The organism is Chryseobacterium sp. KLBC 52, assembly GCF_003347605.1.
Taxonomy (GTDB): domain Bacteria; phylum Bacteroidota; class Bacteroidia; order Flavobacteriales; family Weeksellaceae; genus Chryseobacterium.
In genome coordinates, this window is record NZ_QDFZ01000030.1 from 1 (window position 1) to 20,197 (window position 20,197).

The 20,197-nt window shown below is 36.6% G+C and carries 22 protein-coding genes; 15 read left to right on the forward strand and 7 right to left on the reverse strand.

Going from position 1 to position 20,197, the window contains the following annotated elements; genetic code table 11:
* On the forward strand, positions 1-546 hold a 546-nt coding region (locus DDF69_RS21565), incomplete at its 5' end, for an REP-associated tyrosine transposase (protein WP_114822591.1).
* 480 nt (positions 547-1,026) lie between these two features.
* On the opposite strand, the gene DDF69_RS21575 is transcribed toward DDF69_RS21565, so the two are convergent.
* The 3 genes from DDF69_RS21575 to DDF69_RS21585 all read right to left on the reverse strand — a co-directional run bounded on the left by DDF69_RS21575 (position 1,027) and on the right by DDF69_RS21585 (position 4,843).
* Positions 1,027-1,953 carry a malate dehydrogenase gene (locus DDF69_RS21575; protein WP_002977420.1) on the reverse strand — a complete coding sequence of 309 codons (927 nt, stop codon included), beginning with the start codon at positions 1,951-1,953 and terminating at the stop codon, positions 1,027-1,029.
* A gap of 118 nt (positions 1,954-2,071) precedes the next feature.
* A complete protein-coding gene (locus DDF69_RS21580) occupies positions 2,072-2,623 on the reverse strand; it encodes a biliverdin-producing heme oxygenase (protein ID WP_114822592.1) in 552 nt (183 codons plus the stop codon).
* A gap of 21 nt (positions 2,624-2,644) precedes the next feature.
* Positions 2,645-4,843 carry an ATP-binding protein gene (locus DDF69_RS21585; protein ID WP_114822593.1) on the reverse strand — a complete coding sequence of 733 codons (2,199 nt, stop codon included), beginning with the start codon at positions 4,841-4,843 and terminating at the stop codon, positions 2,645-2,647.
* 382 nt (positions 4,844-5,225) lie between these two features.
* Here DDF69_RS21585 and DDF69_RS21590 point away from each other — a divergent pair, with 382 nt between their 5' ends.
* The 6 genes from DDF69_RS21590 to DDF69_RS21615 all read left to right on the forward strand — a co-directional run bounded on the left by DDF69_RS21590 (position 5,226) and on the right by DDF69_RS21615 (position 12,412).
* On the forward strand, positions 5,226-6,275 hold the full coding sequence (locus DDF69_RS21590; RefSeq protein ID WP_062674173.1) for a linear amide C-N hydrolase: 1,050 nt from the start codon (positions 5,226-5,228) through the stop codon (positions 6,273-6,275).
* Between the two features lie 152 nt (positions 6,276-6,427).
* On the forward strand, positions 6,428-7,594 hold the full coding sequence (locus DDF69_RS21595) for a porin (RefSeq protein ID WP_114822594.1): 1,167 nt from the start codon (positions 6,428-6,430) through the stop codon (positions 7,592-7,594).
* Between the two features lie 21 nt (positions 7,595-7,615).
* Positions 7,616-9,046, forward strand: coding sequence for an anion permease (locus tag DDF69_RS21600; RefSeq protein WP_114822595.1), 1,431 nt, complete (start codon positions 7,616-7,618; stop codon positions 9,044-9,046).
* Between the two features lie 16 nt (positions 9,047-9,062).
* Positions 9,063-9,719: a succinate dehydrogenase cytochrome b subunit gene (locus DDF69_RS21605; protein ID WP_114822596.1), complete on the forward strand. Its 657-nt coding sequence runs from the start codon at positions 9,063-9,065 to the stop codon at positions 9,717-9,719.
* An 11-nt stretch (positions 9,720-9,730) separates the two neighbouring features.
* On the forward strand, positions 9,731-11,647 hold the full coding sequence (locus tag DDF69_RS21610) for a fumarate reductase/succinate dehydrogenase flavoprotein subunit (protein WP_114822597.1): 1,917 nt from the start codon (positions 9,731-9,733) through the stop codon (positions 11,645-11,647).
* 12 nt (positions 11,648-11,659) lie between these two features.
* Positions 11,660-12,412 carry a succinate dehydrogenase/fumarate reductase iron-sulfur subunit gene (locus DDF69_RS21615; protein WP_114822598.1) on the forward strand — a complete coding sequence of 251 codons (753 nt, stop codon included), beginning with the start codon at positions 11,660-11,662 and terminating at the stop codon, positions 12,410-12,412.
* An 89-nt stretch (positions 12,413-12,501) separates the two neighbouring features.
* Here DDF69_RS21615 and DDF69_RS21620 read toward each other — a convergent pair whose 3' ends face one another.
* The 3 genes from DDF69_RS21620 to DDF69_RS21630 form a co-directional block, all read right to left on the reverse strand.
* A complete protein-coding gene (locus DDF69_RS21620) occupies positions 12,502-13,275 on the reverse strand; it encodes a cyclase family protein (RefSeq protein ID WP_114822599.1) in 774 nt (257 codons plus the stop codon).
* A gap of 77 nt (positions 13,276-13,352) precedes the next feature.
* The gene (locus DDF69_RS21625; protein ID WP_162800983.1) at positions 13,353-14,243 is read right to left on the reverse strand and encodes a hypothetical protein; all 891 of its coding nucleotides are present in this window, start codon (positions 14,241-14,243) and stop codon (positions 13,353-13,355) included.
* 132 nt (positions 14,244-14,375) lie between these two features.
* Complete coding sequence (locus tag DDF69_RS21630) at positions 14,376-15,389, reverse strand: nucleoid-associated protein (protein WP_079242853.1); 1,014 nt, start codon at positions 15,387-15,389, stop codon at positions 14,376-14,378.
* 410 nt (positions 15,390-15,799) lie between these two features.
* Here DDF69_RS21630 and DDF69_RS21635 point away from each other — a divergent pair, with 410 nt between their 5' ends.
* The 6 genes from DDF69_RS21635 to DDF69_RS21655 all read left to right on the forward strand — a co-directional run bounded on the left by DDF69_RS21635 (position 15,800) and on the right by DDF69_RS21655 (position 18,480).
* The gene (locus DDF69_RS21635; RefSeq protein ID WP_228412074.1) at positions 15,800-15,964 is read left to right on the forward strand and encodes a hypothetical protein; all 165 of its coding nucleotides are present in this window, start codon (positions 15,800-15,802) and stop codon (positions 15,962-15,964) included.
* 11 nt (positions 15,965-15,975) lie between these two features.
* Positions 15,976-16,332, forward strand: a complete 357-nt coding sequence (locus tag DDF69_RS21640) for a hypothetical protein (protein ID WP_114822601.1) — start codon at positions 15,976-15,978, stop codon at positions 16,330-16,332.
* Positions 16,333-16,414: 82 nt separating this feature from the next.
* Entirely contained in the window at positions 16,415-16,546 is a 132-nt protein-coding gene (locus tag DDF69_RS22410; protein ID WP_262486817.1) for a hypothetical protein, read from the forward strand.
* A gap of 51 nt (positions 16,547-16,597) precedes the next feature.
* On the forward strand, positions 16,598-16,993 hold the full coding sequence (locus tag DDF69_RS21645; protein ID WP_047434374.1) for a hypothetical protein: 396 nt from the start codon (positions 16,598-16,600) through the stop codon (positions 16,991-16,993).
* 130 nt (positions 16,994-17,123) lie between these two features.
* On the forward strand, positions 17,124-17,726 hold the full coding sequence (locus DDF69_RS21650) for a hypothetical protein (RefSeq protein WP_114822602.1): 603 nt from the start codon (positions 17,124-17,126) through the stop codon (positions 17,724-17,726).
* A 124-nt stretch (positions 17,727-17,850) separates the two neighbouring features.
* Positions 17,851-18,480, forward strand: a complete 630-nt coding sequence (locus DDF69_RS21655) for a hypothetical protein (protein ID WP_162800984.1) — start codon at positions 17,851-17,853, stop codon at positions 18,478-18,480.
* A gap of 37 nt (positions 18,481-18,517) precedes the next feature.
* Here the strand turns inward: DDF69_RS21655 and DDF69_RS21660 are convergent, their stop codons facing one another.
* Positions 18,518-19,030: a thioredoxin family protein gene (locus DDF69_RS21660; protein ID WP_114822604.1), complete on the reverse strand. Its 513-nt coding sequence runs from the start codon at positions 19,028-19,030 to the stop codon at positions 18,518-18,520.
* 83 nt (positions 19,031-19,113) lie between these two features.
* Here DDF69_RS21660 and DDF69_RS21665 point away from each other — a divergent pair, with 83 nt between their 5' ends.
* Together DDF69_RS21665 and DDF69_RS21670 are read left to right on the forward strand one after the other, a co-directional pair.
* Positions 19,114-19,689, forward strand: a complete 576-nt coding sequence (locus DDF69_RS21665) for a hypothetical protein (protein WP_114822605.1) — start codon at positions 19,114-19,116, stop codon at positions 19,687-19,689.
* Between the two features lie 215 nt (positions 19,690-19,904).
* Complete coding sequence (locus tag DDF69_RS21670; protein WP_114822606.1) at positions 19,905-20,174, forward strand: hypothetical protein; 270 nt, start codon at positions 19,905-19,907, stop codon at positions 20,172-20,174.
* Positions 20,175-20,197: the final 23 nt, after the last annotated feature.

The window sequence follows — 20,197 nt, forward strand, 5'->3', positions numbered from 1 at the left end:
AGAAAACACAAATTTCATGAAAAAGAAGGAGCATATTTTATAAGCTTTGCTACGGTATTTTGGATTGATATTTTTACAAGAATTGAATATTTCGATATCATTATTGAAGCATTAAATTATTGTAGAAAGAATAAAGGAATGACTATTTTCGGATATTGTATCATGCCCAGTCATATACATTTAATTTTCAGATCAGAAAAAGGTCAACCTTCAGAATTAATTAGAGATTTTAAGGGCTTTACTGCTAAAAAGTTGCTTAAGGCTATCGAAGAAAATACTCAGGAAAGCAGAAAAGAGTGGTTATTGTGGATGTTTAAAAAAGCAGGAAGCCGAAATTCTAATATAAAAAAATATCAGTTTTGGCAGCAGAATAATAATCCAATAGAAATATGGACGTTGAAGGTATTTGAGCAGAAACTAAATTATGTTCATCAAAACCCTGTGAAGGCGGGCTTTGTTATGGAGCCTTGGGAATGGAAACACAGTAGTGCAAGGAATTATTGTGATGATTATGATGAGATTCTTGAAATCGATGTTAATTTATGATTGTGGACACGAGCGGGACGCTCGCGCCAGCAAAAGGGAGCCTTGGGAATGGAAATATAGTAGTGCAAGAAACTATTGTGATGATTATGAGAAAGTACTGGAAATAGATGTTAATTTGTGAGATTATGGGCACGAGCGGGACGCTCGTGCCAGCAAAAGGAATAGAAATATAGCAATGCCAAAAACTATTGTGATGATTATGAGAAAGTACTGGAAATAGATGTTAATTTGTGAGTGTATTGATTATGGGCGCGAGCGGGACGCTCGCGCCAGCAAAAGAGGCTGCAACCATGCTGAAACTCATAAATTGCTACCTCAACTTAAAAAATCATTTGATTTTTCTTAATCAATCTTACCTTCTTCATTTTTCTTAACGGTTTAATTTAAAATTAAAGATTCTCCAAAAAACAACCCCGGCTGTTTCTTTGAAACAGCCGGGGTTTATCTATATTTTAATTTCCGCTTAAAGCAGATAATTAATTAAAATTTAAGATCTCCATTCACTTCTCTTACTGCATTAGCAGCTTCAGCGAATTTCAATTGCTCTTCAGCAGTCAACGTTACGTTTACAATTGATTCTACTCCGTTTGCTCCGATAATAGCAGGAACACCAAGGCAGATATCGTTTTGTCCGTATTCTCCTTCAAGCATTAAAGAACAAGGGATCATTTTCTTCTGATCACATGCAATCGCCTGAACCATTACAGAAACTGCTGCACCTGGAGCATACCAGGCTGAAGTTCCTAATAATTTCGTAAGCGTAGCTCCTCCTACTTTAGTTTCTTCGATCACATATTTTTGTTGCTCATCACTTAAGAACTCCGTTACAGGAACACCATTTCTTGTCGCTTTGCTCAATAATGGAAGCATACCTGTATCACTGTGAGCAGCAATTACCATTCCGTCAACATCAGAAATTGGAGCTTCTAATGCTTCAGCCAATCTGTATTTGAATCTTGCAGAATCTAACGCACCACCCATTCCGATGATTTTGTGCTTAGGAAGACCTGAAGTTTTGTGAACAAGGTAAGCCATCGTATCCATTGGGTTAGAAACTACGATGATGATTACTTCCGGAGAATGTTTTACTAAGTTTTCAGTAACGTCTTTCACGATACCAGCATTGATACCGATCAACTCTTCTCTTGTCATTCCAGGTTTTCTTGGAATCCCTGAAGTGATTACTGCTACGTGAGAACCTGCAGTTTTGCTGTAATCTCCTGTTGTACCCGTAATTTTTGTATCAAATCCGTTAAGAGATGCTGTCTGCATCAAATCCATTGCTTTCCCTTCAGCAAACCCTTCTTTAATGTCTACTAAAACTACTTCTGAACAGAAGTTCTTCATTGCGATGTATTCTGCACAGCTTGCTCCTACAGCGCCTGCACCTACTACAGTTACTTTCATATTGTTACTTTTTAAAAATTATTTTTTGTTAGTTAAGTTTAAATTTGAAACTCCCCAAATTTAACAATTCCTGAAAAATTGCGCAATTTTTCAGGAATTTAATTAGAATTAAAATAAATTAGTTGACGTTCAGTAAAAACGTATATAGTTTTTTGGCGCCGGAAAGCACTTCACTATAGTTTTCTTCGGCGATTTCTGTATCCAGAACTTCCTTGAAGTTTTTCCACATTGGCCCCGTATTTTCCTGATAGCATCCGAAAAAGTTGAAGGTAACTTCATTAAAACCTTCTGTTTTAGAAAGCTGTTTGGCAATTACATTTCCCCCCAGGGTAGAGCCTTCAATGACGTACATTGCTCCAAGGGCTTCATGTTCGTTATTGAACTCGAGAGCGTGAGAAACTTCCTGATTTTCCAGGGAAAGGCTTTTCAGATCTTTTTCAATAAGGGAAAGCTTCTTTCTTTCAGCCAGCTGAAGCTTTTCTGCAAACTTATCAGAAAGGCTGCTGAATATTTTATCTTCACTGTGAAGAAGCATCAGGTAATTGGTATGAATGATTTTTTTATAATCTTCTAAAGTGAAAGTTTTGTTGAAAATCTTTTCAGAATTAAAAAGTTTTTCTGCTGCATCGTGATACTCTGCTGTATTCTGTTTAAGATATTCTGATACCATAAATAACGTTTTAAAAGTTTCTCAAATATAAGGCTTTTTGAACGTTAAAATAAAGGAGGTCCCTTCACTATTGCTTTCAAAATCCACATTTCCTCCCAATCTTTTCATAATGCGGTGTACAATGGAGAGCCCTACTCCGTTTCCTTTAAACTTCTTGGCATTATCCATTCTGTTAAAGATTTTAAACATCTTATGTTTCTCTTCCGCAGGAATACCAATACCATTGTCTGAGATTCTGTAAATAATGATCTGTCCGTCCTCAGATCCTTCAATTTTCACTTTCGGAAGATCATTATGAGAAGAATATTTCACAGCGTTATTGATGATATTCAAAAATACCTGATGGAGCATGGTTTTATCAGCCAATACATCCGGGCATTCTTTAATGATAATTTCACTGTTTGGACTGCCATAGGTCATCTTGGCATTTTCAGATATTTTCTCTATTGTATGAGCCGTTTTAAGGCTTTCAAGCTGTATTTCGCTATGTTTCGCCCGGCTCAGCTGCAATACATCATGCATCATTTCCGCCATATTGTCGATCTCCTCGATAATTGAATTGATCTTGGTCTTGCTTTTTTCAGAATCACCGGTAAGATTTGCCAGGAGCATCTGAGCATTCAGTTTCATGACAGTCAGAGGTGTTCCCAGATCATGAGAGATGGTGTAAGAGAAACTGTCAAGTTCCTCATTCACTTTTTTAAGTTCATCATTAAGCCTTTTAATGGCGTTATAATTTTTATGGGAAGTTTCCAGGATCAGATCTCTTACAGCCTGTACTGCACTTACATTCCTGGAATTCCATCTTTTAGAATGGCCTTTAATATTTTCTGTAAAAATATGGAATGACGTTCTTGGTGATATCATTTGTCTTTCCTCTCCATTTTGAGAAAATACACTTACTTTTTTTTCCGGGTTTCCTGCCCAGTTGATATGTTCATCAAACTCTTTTCTGAACCAGATCAGCATTTCATTTTTATCCCTTTCAATAAAATAGATCGCAATTCCTGCTGCATTTTCAGTCAATTCAAGTTCTTTACCATGATCTTTAAGAAAATTTCGACTTACATAAATACCTTCATCAGTATTATTGAGAGCCCATTGCGCAATTTTTCCAATTCTTTCCAGATCAGGTGTACTGCCGTCTGTAATTATGTTTTCATCCGAAACAATGGCTAATCCGTCGGCCTCTGGTAAATTTCTGATTTCCGTTTTACATTCGATAAGAGAATCAAACAGATGGTGATGTTTTAAAAATTCCGTTTTCAGCTGCGACACTTTTTCATTCAGTTCCAAACGGTAATTCAGTTCACTTTTAGATTTAAAAGATGAATAGGCATTGGCAGCAAGCGTTGTAAAAATTCCGGCCTGTACCCTATCCTCAAGGTCTATATGCTTGGGGTCAACATTCTGGCAGGTAACCAGTCCCCAAAGATGATCATCAATAATAATGGAAACACTGAAGCTGGAAGCGGCTCCTGAATTTTTAAGATACTGTCCGTGAATAGGCGACATCCCTCTGGATGCTGAAAAAGTGAGATCAATGTTCTCTGCTTTCTTGCTTAAAATAGGAACGGTATCCGCATAGACATTACTGAAAATTCTTTTTCTTTTTTTAAGATAAAGATCCCTTGCCTGTTTTGGAATATCAGACTCAGGATAATGAAGACCCAGAAAGCTCTCCATATTTTCATTTTTCTTTTCTGCAATCACTTTCCCGGAACCATCCATCATAAATTTATACACCATCATCCGGTCATAGTTTACGACCTTTGACAAGGTTTCCAGAAGATGATTCCAGAGTTCCTTTTCATTGTCGATGATGTAAAAGTTATCATATTTATTGGAGATTCTTTTGTCAGGATTGATCAAAACTTCTTCAAATTCAAGAAAAATATAAGCACCACTTTTAAAAACAGAAAAGTGATATTCTTTTTCATTGATAAAAATTTTGTCAAAATAGGTCTCGTTTTTACGTCTGGTAAACCTTTCGAGAGAAGTATATATTTCTGAGCTGATAATGTTCTGAAAATTTTCCGGAAAGTCTGTGATATTTCTGTCGAAAAGTTCTTCCGGGCTTTCGATTTTAAATAGATCCGCAATATTCCTGCTAAAAAAAGTGATGGTGTGGGATTCTGCATCAATGCCAATCAAATAGCCAAAACTCTGTATAGAACCCGGAATATGGATAGGTTCCTCATGGCATTCTATAAAATTCATATATCTTTTCAGTCTATCTATCAAATATAGTGTTTTTTTAATTAGCTTTTTATTTTGTGGTATGTAATTTTAAACTACTAAAAATCAAACACTTAAAAAAGATTTCATACAAAAAAAAGAATCAAAAAATTCATTAAAATATTCTTGGTTTTTTCGTCCTTTTTATATCATATCTCTAAAATATACAAAAAAAATTCCAATAATCACAGTATTCACTCTTTAACCATGATTCATAACAGGGATTACATAATATTAACCTTAATAATTGTTTTATTTAAACAAATTTTGCTAAATTTATATCACCAAATAATGAATATGACAAAAATTCATTGAATTATTCACAATAAATTCAATATAAAATTTAAATTCAAATAATACTATTATGAAAAAGTTCCCATTAATTTTATTTTCTCTGATCCTCTCTATAGGATTATGGAATCCTTCCGAGGCCTGTACAAGGGTGGTTTACAAAGGCCCACAGAATACCGTTATTACAGCCCGTTCTATGGACTGGCGTGACGAAATTCCTGCCAACTTATGGGTTCTCCCGAAAGGAATAGACCGCAACGGACTCGTAGGCCCTAAATCTGTAAAATGGACCGCCAAATACGGAAGTCTTATCAGCTCCTCATGGGACATTGCTTCAGCAGATGGTATGAATGAAAAAGGATTAGTTGCCAACCTGCTTTGGTTAGGAGAATCTCAATACCCAAAATTCGATGGAAAAGGAAGTAAAAAGGGAATTGCCATTTCATTATGGGCACAATATTATCTTGATAACTTTGCTACCGTAAAAGAAGCCGTAGAGTTTTCACGCAAAGAGCCATTCGTTATTGTAAGTGATTATATTCCCGGAACAGAAAGATTTACAACCGTTCACCTTTCTATTTCGGATGCTTCAGGAGACAATGCGGTATTTGAATATATTGACGGAAAATTGGTTATTCATCATGATCCATCTTATACAGTAATGACCAACTCTCCGGTTTTTGAAGAACAGCTGGCCCTTAACAATTACTGGAAAGGCATTCCGGGAACAGTGATGCTTCCGGGAACCAACCGTGCCGCAGACCGATTTGTAAGAGCATCTTACTATATCAATGCCATTCCTCAGACCGCCGATACCCGTACAGCAGTGGCAAGTGTTTTCAGCGTGATCAGAAACTGTTCTGTTCCTTATGGAATTACTTCTGCTACGGAACCTAATATTTCATCAACAAGATGGCGTTCTGTTTCAGACCAGAAAAATCTGGTGTATTATTTTGAAACGGTTTTCACTCCCAACACTTTTTGGGTAGATCTTAAAGATTTTGATCTGAGCCCTAAAGGAAAAGTGATGAAACTGGATCTTAGTAACAACCGCACTTATAATGGAAAATCCAATGCAGAGTTTAAAGAGTCTGCACCGTTCACATTCTTAGGATTAAAATAGATATTTCTCCGCACAAAATGCTTATACTTAGTAAATAATGCCCTGAGTATGCCCCATTATGATTTGACGAAAATACTGAAAATCAAAAATTTGACGGGATCAGTAAGCAGTTGTGGTAAAATAGAATTCACAATAAAAAAACAAAAATAGATATGGCCTTTTTTTCGATTAAAAAGAAAAGCCTGATCCTGTGCATGCTGGCCTGTGGGTTATCAGCTTACGCGCAAAATCAGGATTCTCTGAAGACCACACCTCCTCCACAGGAAGAAGACAATGTAAAGTATCCGCAGCTGCAGATCAAAGGCCTTTTTCAGGCACGTTATCTTGTAGGAATGAGTAAAGATGTAGATGTTAACGGACTTCATCATACCGACGGTTCGGGAACTGATAATAATTTCATGCTCAAATACATGAGGGTTCAGGTTCGGGCACAGATCAGTAAACGTACGGAAGTGGTTGTTTTGGCTAACCTTGCCGATTTTAAAAATGATCCTAAAAGCAGAGTTCTTGAAAATGCTTACCTGAAGTATACTTTCAATCCCAAATTAGCAATTACCGTAGGACAATTCAGACCTTGGTTCGGTATTGAAGAAACTTATCCTATTGATATTATTAAGTCTTTAGACTGGTCCAATCAGTACACAGAATTCGGAAAACTGGGCTGGACAAGTTTCCAGATCGGGATGTCTGCCACAGGACAGCTTCAGCTGGGAGAAGTTCCTTTCCAATATGCTGTTTCAGTGGTGAATGGGAACGGAAAAAACCAGATCAATGATAATGACAACGGAAAACAGTATTCTACTCGTCTGGTTTTCGGATTATCAAAAAAATACCATTTTAATGTAGGTCTGAATGGAGGTACCGGAGAGGTTTTCAGCAAAAAAGTATATGCTCTCGGCGTAGATTTGAGTTCTCTGATCGAGTTTGATCCAAAATGGAGTCTTGATATGCAGCTGGAAGCCAAACAGGCAACCAACCACGTTCTCTACAATTCCATTGCGCCTGAATTACGTCCTGATAATCCAGACCAATATCTGATCCGTGGCGCTTATTTCCTTCCGAATCTAAGATATGAGATCAACCACAAAAATCTCAGCGCCTTCGAATTATCCTGCCGTTACGAATACCTTGACACCAATTTCAGAATGGCTTCCAACCCAAGACAAACAATCACTCCGATGTTCGGATTGGAATTTCTGAAAAATTACGGCGCAAGAATTCAGCTGGGCGTACAGTTTGACCGCTACAAATATCAGGTAGAAAACACATCACAATACAATAACAATCTATTCATTGTACAGGTACAGAGTAGGTTCTAAAACGCTTAAATAGTTAGTATCATGAAAGAAATTAATATCAAAAACGTAGCGATTACATTTGTTGTTGCGTTAATCATATGGTTCATTCCTGCTCCGGAAGGTGTTGCAGAGAATGCCTGGCATTTGTTTGCCATCTTTGCGGCAACCATTTTAGGAATCATACTTAAAGCAGCACCAATGGGTACGATGTGTATGATGGCTATTGGTTTTACAGCCCTTACTCAGGTAGTTGCTCCGGGAGACGCCGGGAAATCTATTACCAAAGCGCTTTCCGGGTTTGGAGATAAAGTAATCTGGCTGATCGGGATTTCATTCTTTATTGCCAGAGGATTTATCAAAACAGGATTGGGAAACCGTATCGCCTTTTTATTCATCAGAGTTTTTGGTAAAAGCTCACTGGGATTGGCTTACGGATTAGGTCTTGCCGATGTTTGTCTTGCTCCTGCTATTCCGAGTAATACAGCAAGAGGAGGTGGAATTATCTACCCGATTATGAAATCTATGGCAATAAGCTTTGATTCCGTTCCTGAAAAGCCGGAAACTCATAGAAAATTAGGCTCATTCCTGACTTTGAACAGCTACTACATGAACCTCATCGCTTCTTCCATGTTCCTTACCGGGACAGCCAGTAACCCGATGTGTCAGAAATTTGCTGCCAACCTTGGTATTGATATTACCTGGATGTCTTGGGCAGCAGCAGGTTTTATTCCTGGTGCAGTAGCATTCTTTGTTGTTCCTTTGGTATTGTACAAATTATATCCGCCTGAATTGAAAAAAACAGGAGATGCTCCGAAAATGGCAGCTCAGAAATTAAAAGAAATGGGACCTATCTCAAGAAATGAATGGTTGATGCTTCTGGCATTCTTCATTCTGTTGGCACTTTGGATATTTGGAGGAGCACTTTCTATTGATGCAACCACTACGGCATTTATCGGATTAACATTATTACTACTAACCTCAGTATTAACCTGGGAAGATGTAAAAGGCGAAAAAGGAGCATGGGATACGATCGTTTGGTTTGCCGTACTGGTGATGATGGCAAGTTCTTTAAATGAATTGGGCTTCATTGGATGGTTCAGTAATCTTATCAAAGTACAGATCGGAGGTTTGAGCTGGCAGGTAGCCTTCCCGGTGATTATCGTAGTGTATTTCTTCAGTCACTATATTTTTGCCAGTGCTACCGCTCACGTAGCGGCAATGTATGCCGCATTACTGGGTGTAGGGGTTTCTTTGGGAATTCCTCCAATGTTATTGGCCATGATGCTAGGTTTCATGGGTTCTATTTATGGGGTACTTACTCATTATGGTCACGGTCCGGCTCCGGTATTCTTCGGAAGTGGATATGTTGACCTGAAAGCCTGGTGGGTAAGAGGTCTCGAAATAGGAATCGTTCTGTTAATCATTTATATGGTTGTAGGAGGATTGTGGATGAAAGTCTTAGGATATTATTAATCAATAAATCAAAAATATGTTATCAACACTGTCAAGAAAAATGCTGATGTGCCTTACAGGACTCTTTTTGGGATTCTTCCTGTTGATTCATTTCCTTGGAAATCTTCAGCTTTTTCTTCCACAAGAACAGGCACACCTGCAATTTAATGCCTATTCGCATTTTTTATCAGGAAATATCATTATTAAAATAGTTTCTTACGTTTTGTATGCCAGTATCATTCTGCATGCGGTAGACGGGCTTATGATCACTTTAAAAAATAAAAAGTCAGGAGGCGGCTATCAAACGGACAGACGTGGAAGAGCCAGCACATGGGCTTCCAGAAATATGGGAATCCTAGGAACATTAATCCTTATTTTCCTGGTGATCCATTTCCAGAACTTCTGGTATATCTACAAATTCGGAAATCCTCCTTTGGATGAAAACGGAAATAAAGACCTCTACATTCTGGTAGTGAATGTCTTTAAAGAATGGTGGTACGTTATCATTTATGTTGTATCAATGATCGCTTTATGCTATCACCTGATTCATGGGATACACAGTGCTGTAAGAACTCTGGGATTATATCATCCTAAGTTTGTACAATGGTTCAAAACTATCGGGATTGCCTATTCAATCATTATCTGTGTAGGTTTTGCATTGATGCCGGTGTATGTATTCTTTACTTATCATTAAAAGGAACGATCATGATTTTAGATTCAAAAATACCACAAGGCCCATTAGAACATAAATGGGAAAATTATAAAAAGAAAGCAAGACTCGTAAACCCTGCCAACCGTAAAAAACTGGACGTGATTGTTGTAGGAACAGGTCTGGCGGGAAGCTCAATCGCAGCTTCTTTGGGAGAAATGGGATATAATGTGAAGTCATTCTGTTTCCAGGACAGCCCGAGAAGAGCGCACTCTGTGGCAGCACAGGGAGGTGTGAATGCCGCCAAAAATTATAAAAACGATGGTGACAGTGTCTACAGAATGTTTGTAGATACCTTAAAAGGAGGAGACTTCAGAGCCCGTGAAGCCAATGTCTACAGAATGGCAGAGTGTTCTCTGAACCTCATCGATCAGGCTGTAGCTCAAGGTGTACCTTTTGGACGTGAATATGGAGGATATCTGAACAACCGATCCTTCGGAGGAGTTCAGGTAAGCCGTACTTTCTATGCAAGAGGACAAACCGGGCAGCAGCTTCTTCTTGGTGCCTATCAGGCTTTAATGCGACAGGTCGGAAAAGGTTCTGTACAATTATTTTCAAGACACGAAATGCTGGATCTGGTTACTGTTGATGGGAAAGCCAGAGGAATTATCGTAAGGAATTTAGACACGGGAGATATTGAAAGACATGCAGCACACGCTGTAATATTGGCAACGGGAGGTTACGGAAAAATCTATTATCTGTCTACCCTTGCGATGGGATGTAACGGTTCTGCAATCTGGAGAGCTCATAAAAAAGGAGCTTTAATGGCTTCCCCAAGCTGGATTCAGGTACACCCTACTTCCCTTCCACAGTCCGGAGACTATCAGTCAAAACTGACCTTAATGTCTGAATCATTGCGTAATGACGGAAGAATCTGGGTTCCTTTAAAAGAAGGGGAAACAAGACAACCCAATGACATTCCGGAAAATGAAAGGGATTATTATCTTGAAAGAAGATATCCGGCTTTCGGAAACCTTGCTCCAAGGGATATTTCTTCCCGTGCCGCCAAGGAAAGAATTGATGCCGGTTTCGGAATCGGACCTTTGAAAAATGCAGTATATCTTGATTTTTCCAAAGCAATACAGGAACAGGGAAAAGATAAGATTAAGGAAAAATATGGAAACTTATTCGATATGTATCTTAAAATAACAGGATACGATGCGTATAAAGAACCTATGATGATCTCTCCTTCTGCCCACTTTTCAATGGGTGGACTTTGGGTAGATTATGAGCTGATGACTACCGTTCCGGGATTGTTTGCGTTGGGTGAAGCTAATTTTGCCGATCACGGAGCCAACAGATTAGGAGCCAACTCTCTTTTACAGGCGTCTGTAGACGGATATTTCATCGCTCCTTACACGATTGCCAATTATCTGGCGGATGAAATTCATACCGGAAAAATTTCACCGGATACTCCTGAATTTGAACAAGCAGAAAAGGCCGTTAAAGATCAAATTAATGACTTCATCATAATCAAAGGAACCAAAACCGTTGATTACTTCCACAAAACATTAGGAAAACTCCTTTATGATTATTGTGGACTGGCAAGAAATGAAGAAGGATTAAAATATGCCATTCAGGAAATCCGAAAATTGAAACAGGAATTCTACAAAGACGTAAGAGTTTCCGGACAGGGAGATAAAATGAATACAGAACTGGAAAAAGCAGGCCGCGTAGCTGATTATTTTGAAATCGGAGAACTGATGTGCTACGATGCCTTAACCCGTAATGAATCCTGTGGAGCTCACTTCAGAGAAGAATTCCAGACTCAGGATGGAGAAGCCATGAGAAATGATGCGGAATACCAATTTATTTCTGCCTGGGCATGGAAAGGTGAAAACGGAGAACCTGAACTGATAAAGGAACCTCTGATCTTTGAAGAGATTCAGCCAACGGTAAGAAGTTACAAATAAAAAGCAAAAATTATGGATTTACATCTTAAGATATGGAGACAGAAAGACAGAAAAAGTGAAGGAAAGCTTGTGAGCTATGACCTGAAAGGATTAAATTCCCATATGTCTTTCTTAGAAATGCTGGATACCCTGAATGAAAAACTGATCATTGAAGGGGATGAGCCTGTAGAATTTGATCATGACTGCCGTGAAGGGATCTGCGGACAATGCGGGATGATGATTAACGGTATTGCCCATGGTCCTTTGAAAAATACAACCACCTGCCAACTTCACTTAAGGTCCTTTAAAGATGGAGAAACGATTCTGATAGAGCCATTCCGGGCCGGAGCATTTCCGGTGAAAAAAGATTTAAAGGTAGACCGCTCCGCTTTTGACAGAATTATATCTTCAGGAGGTTTTGTATCAGTCAATACAGGCCAGGCACCTGATGCTACAGCTATTCCGGTGACTCACCAGACGGCTGAAGAGGCTTTTGATTCTGCAGCTTGTATCGGATGTGGAGCTTGTGTTGCCACCTGTAAAAACGGAAGTGCAGCTTTGTTTACCTCTGCAAAAATCACTCACATGGCACTTCTTCCTCAGGGAAAAGAAGAACGAAGCAAAAGAGTGCTGGATATGGTGGCCCAAATGGATACGGAATTATTCGGGCACTGCTCCAATACGGAAGCATGTGAAGTGGAATGTCCACAAGGAATTTCCGTCCTGAATATTGCCAGAATGAATTTTGAGTATAACAGAGCTTTGTTTTTCAGGAAGAAGAATTAACCTGAGAAAATAAAGAAGATACATGTAAAAGGACGACTTTGAATCTTCAAATTCGTCCTTTTATTTTTGTCAGAGATGATTTTTGCTTTCTATACATCCATCATTGCTACTACTCTCGCCGGAGCAGCAGAACCCCCTACAATCTTTAATGGAAACACACAGATTTTAAATCCGGATGGAGGCAATGCACTCAGATTCGTAAGCTGTTCGATATGCAGATATTCTTTTTCAATTCCTACACGATGGCCTTCCCAGAAGAATTCCGGATCATTGAGCTCTTTGGCTTTCTGAGCCATATATTTCAGTGGAAGATCCCAGCCCCATTGGTCGATTCCCATTACTTTCACGCCCTGGTCAATCAGCCATTCTGTAGCTTCTTTACTCATTCCCGTTCCTTTTTCTACGAAATCCGGAGTGCCCATCATTTTATCACGATCGGTTCTGATCAGAACGATATTTCCTTCCTGTATGGTAATTCCGTTTTTATCAAGGTCTTTTTTCAGATCATCAATGGTAATGGCAACAAAATCTTCTTTATGAGTACAGTCGATCACAATTCCCTCTCCATAGCACCACTCCAGCGGAATCTGATCTATCGTTTTAGCGGGTTTCCCCTCTACAACAGGGCCATAATGCCAAGGAGCATCAATATGTGTTGTAGCATGAAGTCCCATATTTTTGATCGTGTCATCTGCCCAGCCTATCCAGTTTTTAGGAAAAAGCCTTGACGGAAGCCTCAACGCCAGACGAATCAACCAATGTGATTTTCTATGGGCTTTATGTTTGATTTTCACCCTCATGAACCATGGGTCTCCTGCATTATACTGAATCGGCTTTGTTAAATCGACAAGTGTTGTTTTCATATGATTTAGGTAAGGAGGCAAAGGTAATGAATAAGGAAAAAGAACAAAAGGTGAATTAATATTTTTATATTCCTGTTTTAGACTCCTTTTGGAACCATAATCTTCTTTGGATCGTTTTCGTCATAAATGATCTCAATAGTTCCTTGCTTAGGAATAGAAGAAAGCTTTAAAAGACTGACAACTTTCTTATAAACAGCAATATGTTCAGTCCCTCTGAAATCTTTGAAACTTACCTGAAACATGATTTGTGGCTGGTCATTCACTGTAAGGCCTGTCTGGCTTACACTGATAATATGAGCTTCAGCATTTCTTCCTGAAAAGAGGATGCGCTCTTCTTTTTTATTTTTAAAAAACTTACTGAAAATAAGCTGAAAAACCAAGACATAAATAATGGTCATTACCCCGCTGAAAATAATTGGGTGCATAAATGTCATAAATCTCCAGCCGAAATCAAAAGATTCTCTCCAATAGAAATAAGAGTATAAGCCAATAACATAAGCAATTAATAATATAAGAAATACGATTCGTAAAATCATTCCTGATGCATTGAATCCTACTTTCTGATCACTTAGAATAAAGTAAGGCTCCTGTGATACGTTGGGATTGAGTAAAACTTTGATTTTATTTCCTACATCAAATCTTTTCTCCTGCGGTCTGGAATCATGAAACATCATTTCATGTTCTATCACCGTATTGCTGAGATTGGGAAATGAAAGCCCGACCTGAATGAGATTCATGTTTTTCTTAGGAATGTATTTCAGAAGTTTATAATCAATGATTTTAGCTTCTCTTGGAATTCCGTTCCGCAAAATGGACTGAATGGTATTCTTCTCTTTAAAAGTTGTAATGAAAAGCTTATTGATAAAGAAAATAATCACATATCCCCATACTAACAAAGAAAAACCGAGAAATCCATAGCTTACCGCTACTGAATTTCTCGGTTCTGTTGCCAGCTCCTCCGTCATCATGTAAATGAAAATTGGAAAAGGAACACAGAAAAAAAAGAGAAAAGCGCCCCAAAAAATGATCATCAATTTCATAACTGTTATTTTGTAATCAGGAATAAAGTTATGATATTATAATGGAATGGCGACTTCTTTTTATACCTCTTTTTCGAAATAAAGTCTGTAATATTTTCCTTTATCATCTTCACCCATTTCGATTTTCTGTCGGTCTCCGTGGATGTAGATGTGGAAGTTTTTATCTAGTTTAATAATGCTTTTAAAGTGTCTCTGCGTCTTTTTTACCGCTGCCTCACTGATCGGGAATTCTTCAGCGATATTCACCTGCATGTCCTGTTCGTAGTCTGTTTTAAAGTTTACAAAACTTTCAATCACATGTTCGTCGCCCAATACTTCACTGGCAAATTCATCCAGCTTAAATTCTTCTTTTTCTTTGAAGAAATTGATAGACTTGTTCAGGAAATCTGCCTGATCTGCTTTGGAAACTTCAAATTCCTGAGGAAGCTGTTTTGTGATATAATCTTTATACACCATCAAAGCTTCCTGCGTGTGGAAATATTCATCATCACGCTGTTTTACTTTCAGGAAATCTTCAAACCAGTAATACATATCTCCGTTTTTGTTGTTGTCAACCACAGAAAGTACATATCCTGTTTCTTTATTATTGTTGTAGATCAAAGCCGCTTTATCAATTTTAGATAACCCGATTCCCTGATCTTTTTCAATATCAAATGTTTCTTCAGCAGGATTGATTTTCAGGAAAGATTCTCTCTTTTCTGTTTTAAAAATCCCGATTTTATCCACTTTATCAGGACGGTCACTTTCATCCTCAAAAAGAACAATGAAAAGTTCTCCGCTCTGAACTCTTGGATTTTCTGCCGCTTCGAAAAGATGTTTTGCAATATTCTCAGATTCCCAGATGAACTTTGCTTTGTCATCAAAAATTTCTGATACAGCACTGTACACCGGATTATTGACCAGGTAAGTGTCACTGTAGAAATGGAAAGTTTCTTCCGATTTAAAAGAACCTAAAAAGTAGTCTTCAAGCATTTCTGCCATTCCTTCTTCCAGCTTCAATTCTTCCTGGGAAAGTGTCAGCGAATCTCCGTTGATCTTATTTCCGACTCTGTGTACTATTATTTTTGAAAACATTTTCTGAATATTTGGACTGCAAAGATATTCATTCTTATCCTTACTGCGAAACTTAAAAAATGTCATTTTATACTCCTCTCTTTTGACTATCCTCTGTCATTCTGAATGAAATGAAATGTAGTGAAGAATCTCATAGAATTGAATTTCAATAAGATTCTTCCTTCGTCAGAATGACAAAACTAAATTATTTGATCTTTGAAGAAAGGGAATTCTCAGCCGCTCATTTGTGATGGGAGGTAACATAAGGTTTTGTCTTTCATTTCCAAATTGATAAAAACCTTATCATTTTGACAGGCTTTTTTGATTTAAAAATTCAACTACAAAATCACAACAGACTATATATCAACATCTTAATTAAATCCCATTTTCAACGGAATGCCATTGGCATCATCATTTGAAAACATAGAAAAATGGACTTAAAAACATTAAACAGAATTGACAAGCTCAGAAGACTAAAAAGCAGAGGACCAGTAACTCCAAAGTGGCTTAAGCCTTATCATATGCTTTTTATCGCTTTTTTAACCATTTTCATCTTTGGTGCTATCATCAAAATGCTTGAGCACAATCACCTTTAAAATATAATACGATGAACTATTTACAAGCCGTAAAGGAAATCACCGATGTGGTTCCCGACTTTGAAAAAGAAGTAAAAGAAATTAAAATTCAAAACTCATACAGCATTATCCGGACATTTACAGAACGTATTAAAAATATGATCCGCCAGAATGACAGAAATCTGCTATTCAGAAGTTTACAGAAAATGGACAAAATTTATACTGACGGAGATACGGTATTAAAGAATGCTATTGAAACTACATTTATCTATTCTCTGGACAATTGTACTGCTTTCTGCACTGAGGAATACAGAAAAGTGATTTTTAGTCACATTTCTGCCAATCTTCAGAAGGTATATTCGAGACAAATTTACAGTCACGGCATATAACAGTTTTATTACATTTTTTATCCGTTTCATTACAAAGTGTTTAAATTAAACAAAATTTAAAATAACTCACAATCAATAGATTATGAAAAACAAGATCAGAAGAATTTCAGACTGGAAAACCTGGAAAACAACGACTAACAGACACAATGCAGAGATATTACTTACTCACATTGCGGTGATCGTAGGAGTATTTATTTTTGCAGCCTGTCTTTAAATTTTGGTATACATTTCGCTGCAATACAAAGTGTTTGAAAAATTCTTAATTATGATGAAAGTACAAATGCAAACTATTAATCAAAAAATAGCTGTTGAATACTTAAAATTTTTCTATCCGCCACTTCGCAATGAGATCACACAGTTGTCTGTACAGGACAATTTTGCTGGGGTTATGCAGGCTACCGTGAATTATCTGAAGAACCTGCTGCAGGAATCTAAGATCAATATCATTGCCCATCATATCAAGCTGATGGACTGGATCTACAGAAACGGGAATTCATATGTAAGAACCATGATTGAAAACCTTTTTGTAAGATCTTTCGAAAGTTTTAAAAAACATGCCAAAATCCAGCATTGGAAACTTCTTTACCAATATATGCCTGTAAGCTTCCAGATCATTTATAATGAGCAGCAGAAGCAGGATCAGATGTATTTTGGGAAATAAATTAAGTCAAAAGGCGAAAAGGTAAATACACGTTTACCTTTTCACCTTTTATTTTTACCTTTGCTCAATTATAACTTCTACTCTATTTCGTTTCACTAGTAGAGGTGAAACTTTTTTTATAAAATATACCATGAAATACTCTTTTTATGCCCTGATAATGGCATTGTCACTGATCTCGTGTGAAAACAATGATAATATAATTGATGATCCGAGACCTGTTGATAAAAATGTTTACCAGTTTCAATTTAAAAGCTATGCTGTAATAAATACAGTGTTGTATCAGGGGGCAAAAGGAGAAAAATCTACTCCGGATGAATCTTATCTCAACAAGTATTGGAGTCTGTACCAGGAACCTGCCTGGGAAAAAATAACCCTTGATCTTAAAAACAAGACCATCAAGTTAGTATCAGAAACCTCAACTACAGATTTTACTTACAGTTTTACCATCGCGAATGACTCTGTAATGGTCAAAGAAAATAACAATAGTAAGCCCACTTACATTGGTGATTTCCATAAAGACAACTCTTCATTCACTTTAAAAAGAACGTACAGATACGTTAAAAAAGTTCCCCGAGATGACAATGACGCCCTATTGATTACCAAAAGTGCTCATTTTGGAACCACCCAATACGAAAATATTTTTGTCAATATATTTTCCACTCCTTCTGAAATGATCAAAACAGGAGATCAGGTTTTATGGACCAATATCGAATATTCTTATAAAGAATTCTAGCTACATCCTCATTTCTTAATTATTAAACTAAAAAACGTCCTGTCTTATTCAGATCCGGGAAGTCTTCATTGATAAACCTTCTATAATAATATATGTCAAAGATCGTTTAGTGATAAACCATACCATGAAAATAAAATTTTCACTACTCTTTCTGTTTTCACTACACTTAATGAATGCTCAGATTGCTGGCCAGCTAAAACAAGTCATCGACCCTATCGATAAAGAATATTTTGACTTAACGATTAAAGAGGATTATGATACAGACAAGTATTCCAAATTATCCGAAATGTATAATGAGATTGATAAAAAAGCAACCAATAATGAACTGTTTTATTTGGCGGTTAACGGAAGTACTTTTATAAGAATCAATGCAATATCTTCTCTTATAGATAGAAATGACAAAAGGATTGTAGATTTATATCGTTATTATTCTAAGTTCACCTTGATGTATTATCAGAAAATGGGATGCGTGGTTACAGCTCAGGATATGGCATTAAGCAATATACGGGGAAAGATTATGAATAAAATTAAATATTATGAACTGTATAAGCATATGAAAACGCAAAAAAATTGCGAATTCCTTTTTTCCAATGAAGAGATTGAATACTATGAAAAATTCAATGTGGGTGATTTTAAATCGTATGTAAAAGCATTTGATGAAATCGACAAAAAATTTATTCCAGAAAGAATAGAAACCAATGATTCTATCAAAGAAGTATGGAAGGATAACAAACTTCAGGTACCTTCATTATAAAAATAAATCCCAGGTAATATTCCCGGGATTTTATTTTTTATTTCTTTACAAAGACTTTCTCTATAATCTGTGACTCTTCATTACTTAGTTTTGAGGCTTTTCCAAGCTTGGCAATAAAAGTATTTACCTCTTCCGGTGTGGCTGGCGATCCCAGATTTTCGCCTTTAGCATCAAAAGAATCTGCCAATACTTCTCCTTTTGGATTCAGAATCACCCAGAAAGGAAGTCCTGCATTTTCGCCTTTATATTTATTCATCAGCTTCTGTCCGCCAGGGTTTTCAAGGCTTTTCTTATCCCCTCTTTCCTGAACGTCTACATATGCCGTGACAAATCTTTTATCAAAAATAGGTTTGGTTTCAGGAAGATCCATATTTTTTTCCATGGTCTTGCACCACTTGCACCATGAAGCATGGAACATCAGTAAAACATTTTTCTTACCTGCTTTAGCTTCTGTGAAAGCCTTATTTAAGACAACATCTGCTTTTTCCTGTGCTGCTCCCAACTGGAACAGTAACAGGGTTACAACGATAATAATTTTAGAGTATTTCATTCTGAATTTTTATTTAAAACTTACACGAATTTAAGTATTTAATCGTTCAGTTATTTTATTTAACTTTAATTATTTTATAAATAATGAGATATAAATATTTTTACTGTTTTCTATTCACGTTTAGTCTTACAATATCTAATGCTCAGATCTCTGAAACAGTAAAAAAACTGGCACAGCCTTTAGACAATGTCTCATATGCAGAGTCTCCTAATATTGGAGTTGGAGGTGAAAAAAGCAAAATTTATAGTCAATTTAAAAAAGTTGCCAAAATAGCCAGTAATGATGAACTCTATTATTTTGCAATGAATGGTAGCAATTCTTTAAGGGTTTATGCTGGTCAGGAACTATTTAAAAGAAATGATAAAAGATTTTTAGATATCTATACATTTTATTCCGCCAATCCTTTGATTATGAAATATACTCAAGGCTGTGTTGGAAAAAATAAAAATATTTCAGAATTTTTAAAAGATGAAGTATACTCTACTCAGTATTATATTTCGCTGCGGGATCAGTTATTAAAAAATAAAGATAAGCAAGATGAAATATCAAAAATACAATTAAACCAAATCAAAGAACTGGGTTATGGGAAACTTACGGAAGAAAATATCAATGCAGTTAAAAAGCAGTTAGAAAAAATTGATAATAAAAAATCAAACTAAAATTTATCTGTTCAATATAATCGGCAAAACCAAAAGTATAAAAAATATTACTATACCCGCCGAATTTTCATTAGATATAGTTTTATTTTAAAGAGTATTTAAAGAAGCTCTAAACAAGACTTAAAATCTTTTTAATATCCTTACGGTTTTCCACATTTGGTGATTAGAAAAATAATTTTATATTTAAATTGTTAAATATTTAAAAAAATATAATTATGAAAAAAGTATTATTACTTTCAGCATTTATGGTTGCTGGACTTGTTTGTGCTAAAGAAAGCACTTCTAACAAATTAGAGTCAAAAAAGGAAAAACAGCAAATTGCAGCCTTTACAAGGTACTTGGTGACTATCAAAACTATTTGTGGAACTACTTATCAAACAGTTTTTGATTCTGAATTTGATTCAAGTGATTGCCTGTACAACGAATGGGAAATGTATAACAATCAAGATTGTGGACATTCAAGTTATGAAAATCCAATGACGTAATGAAAAAAATAATAGGCTGTCTT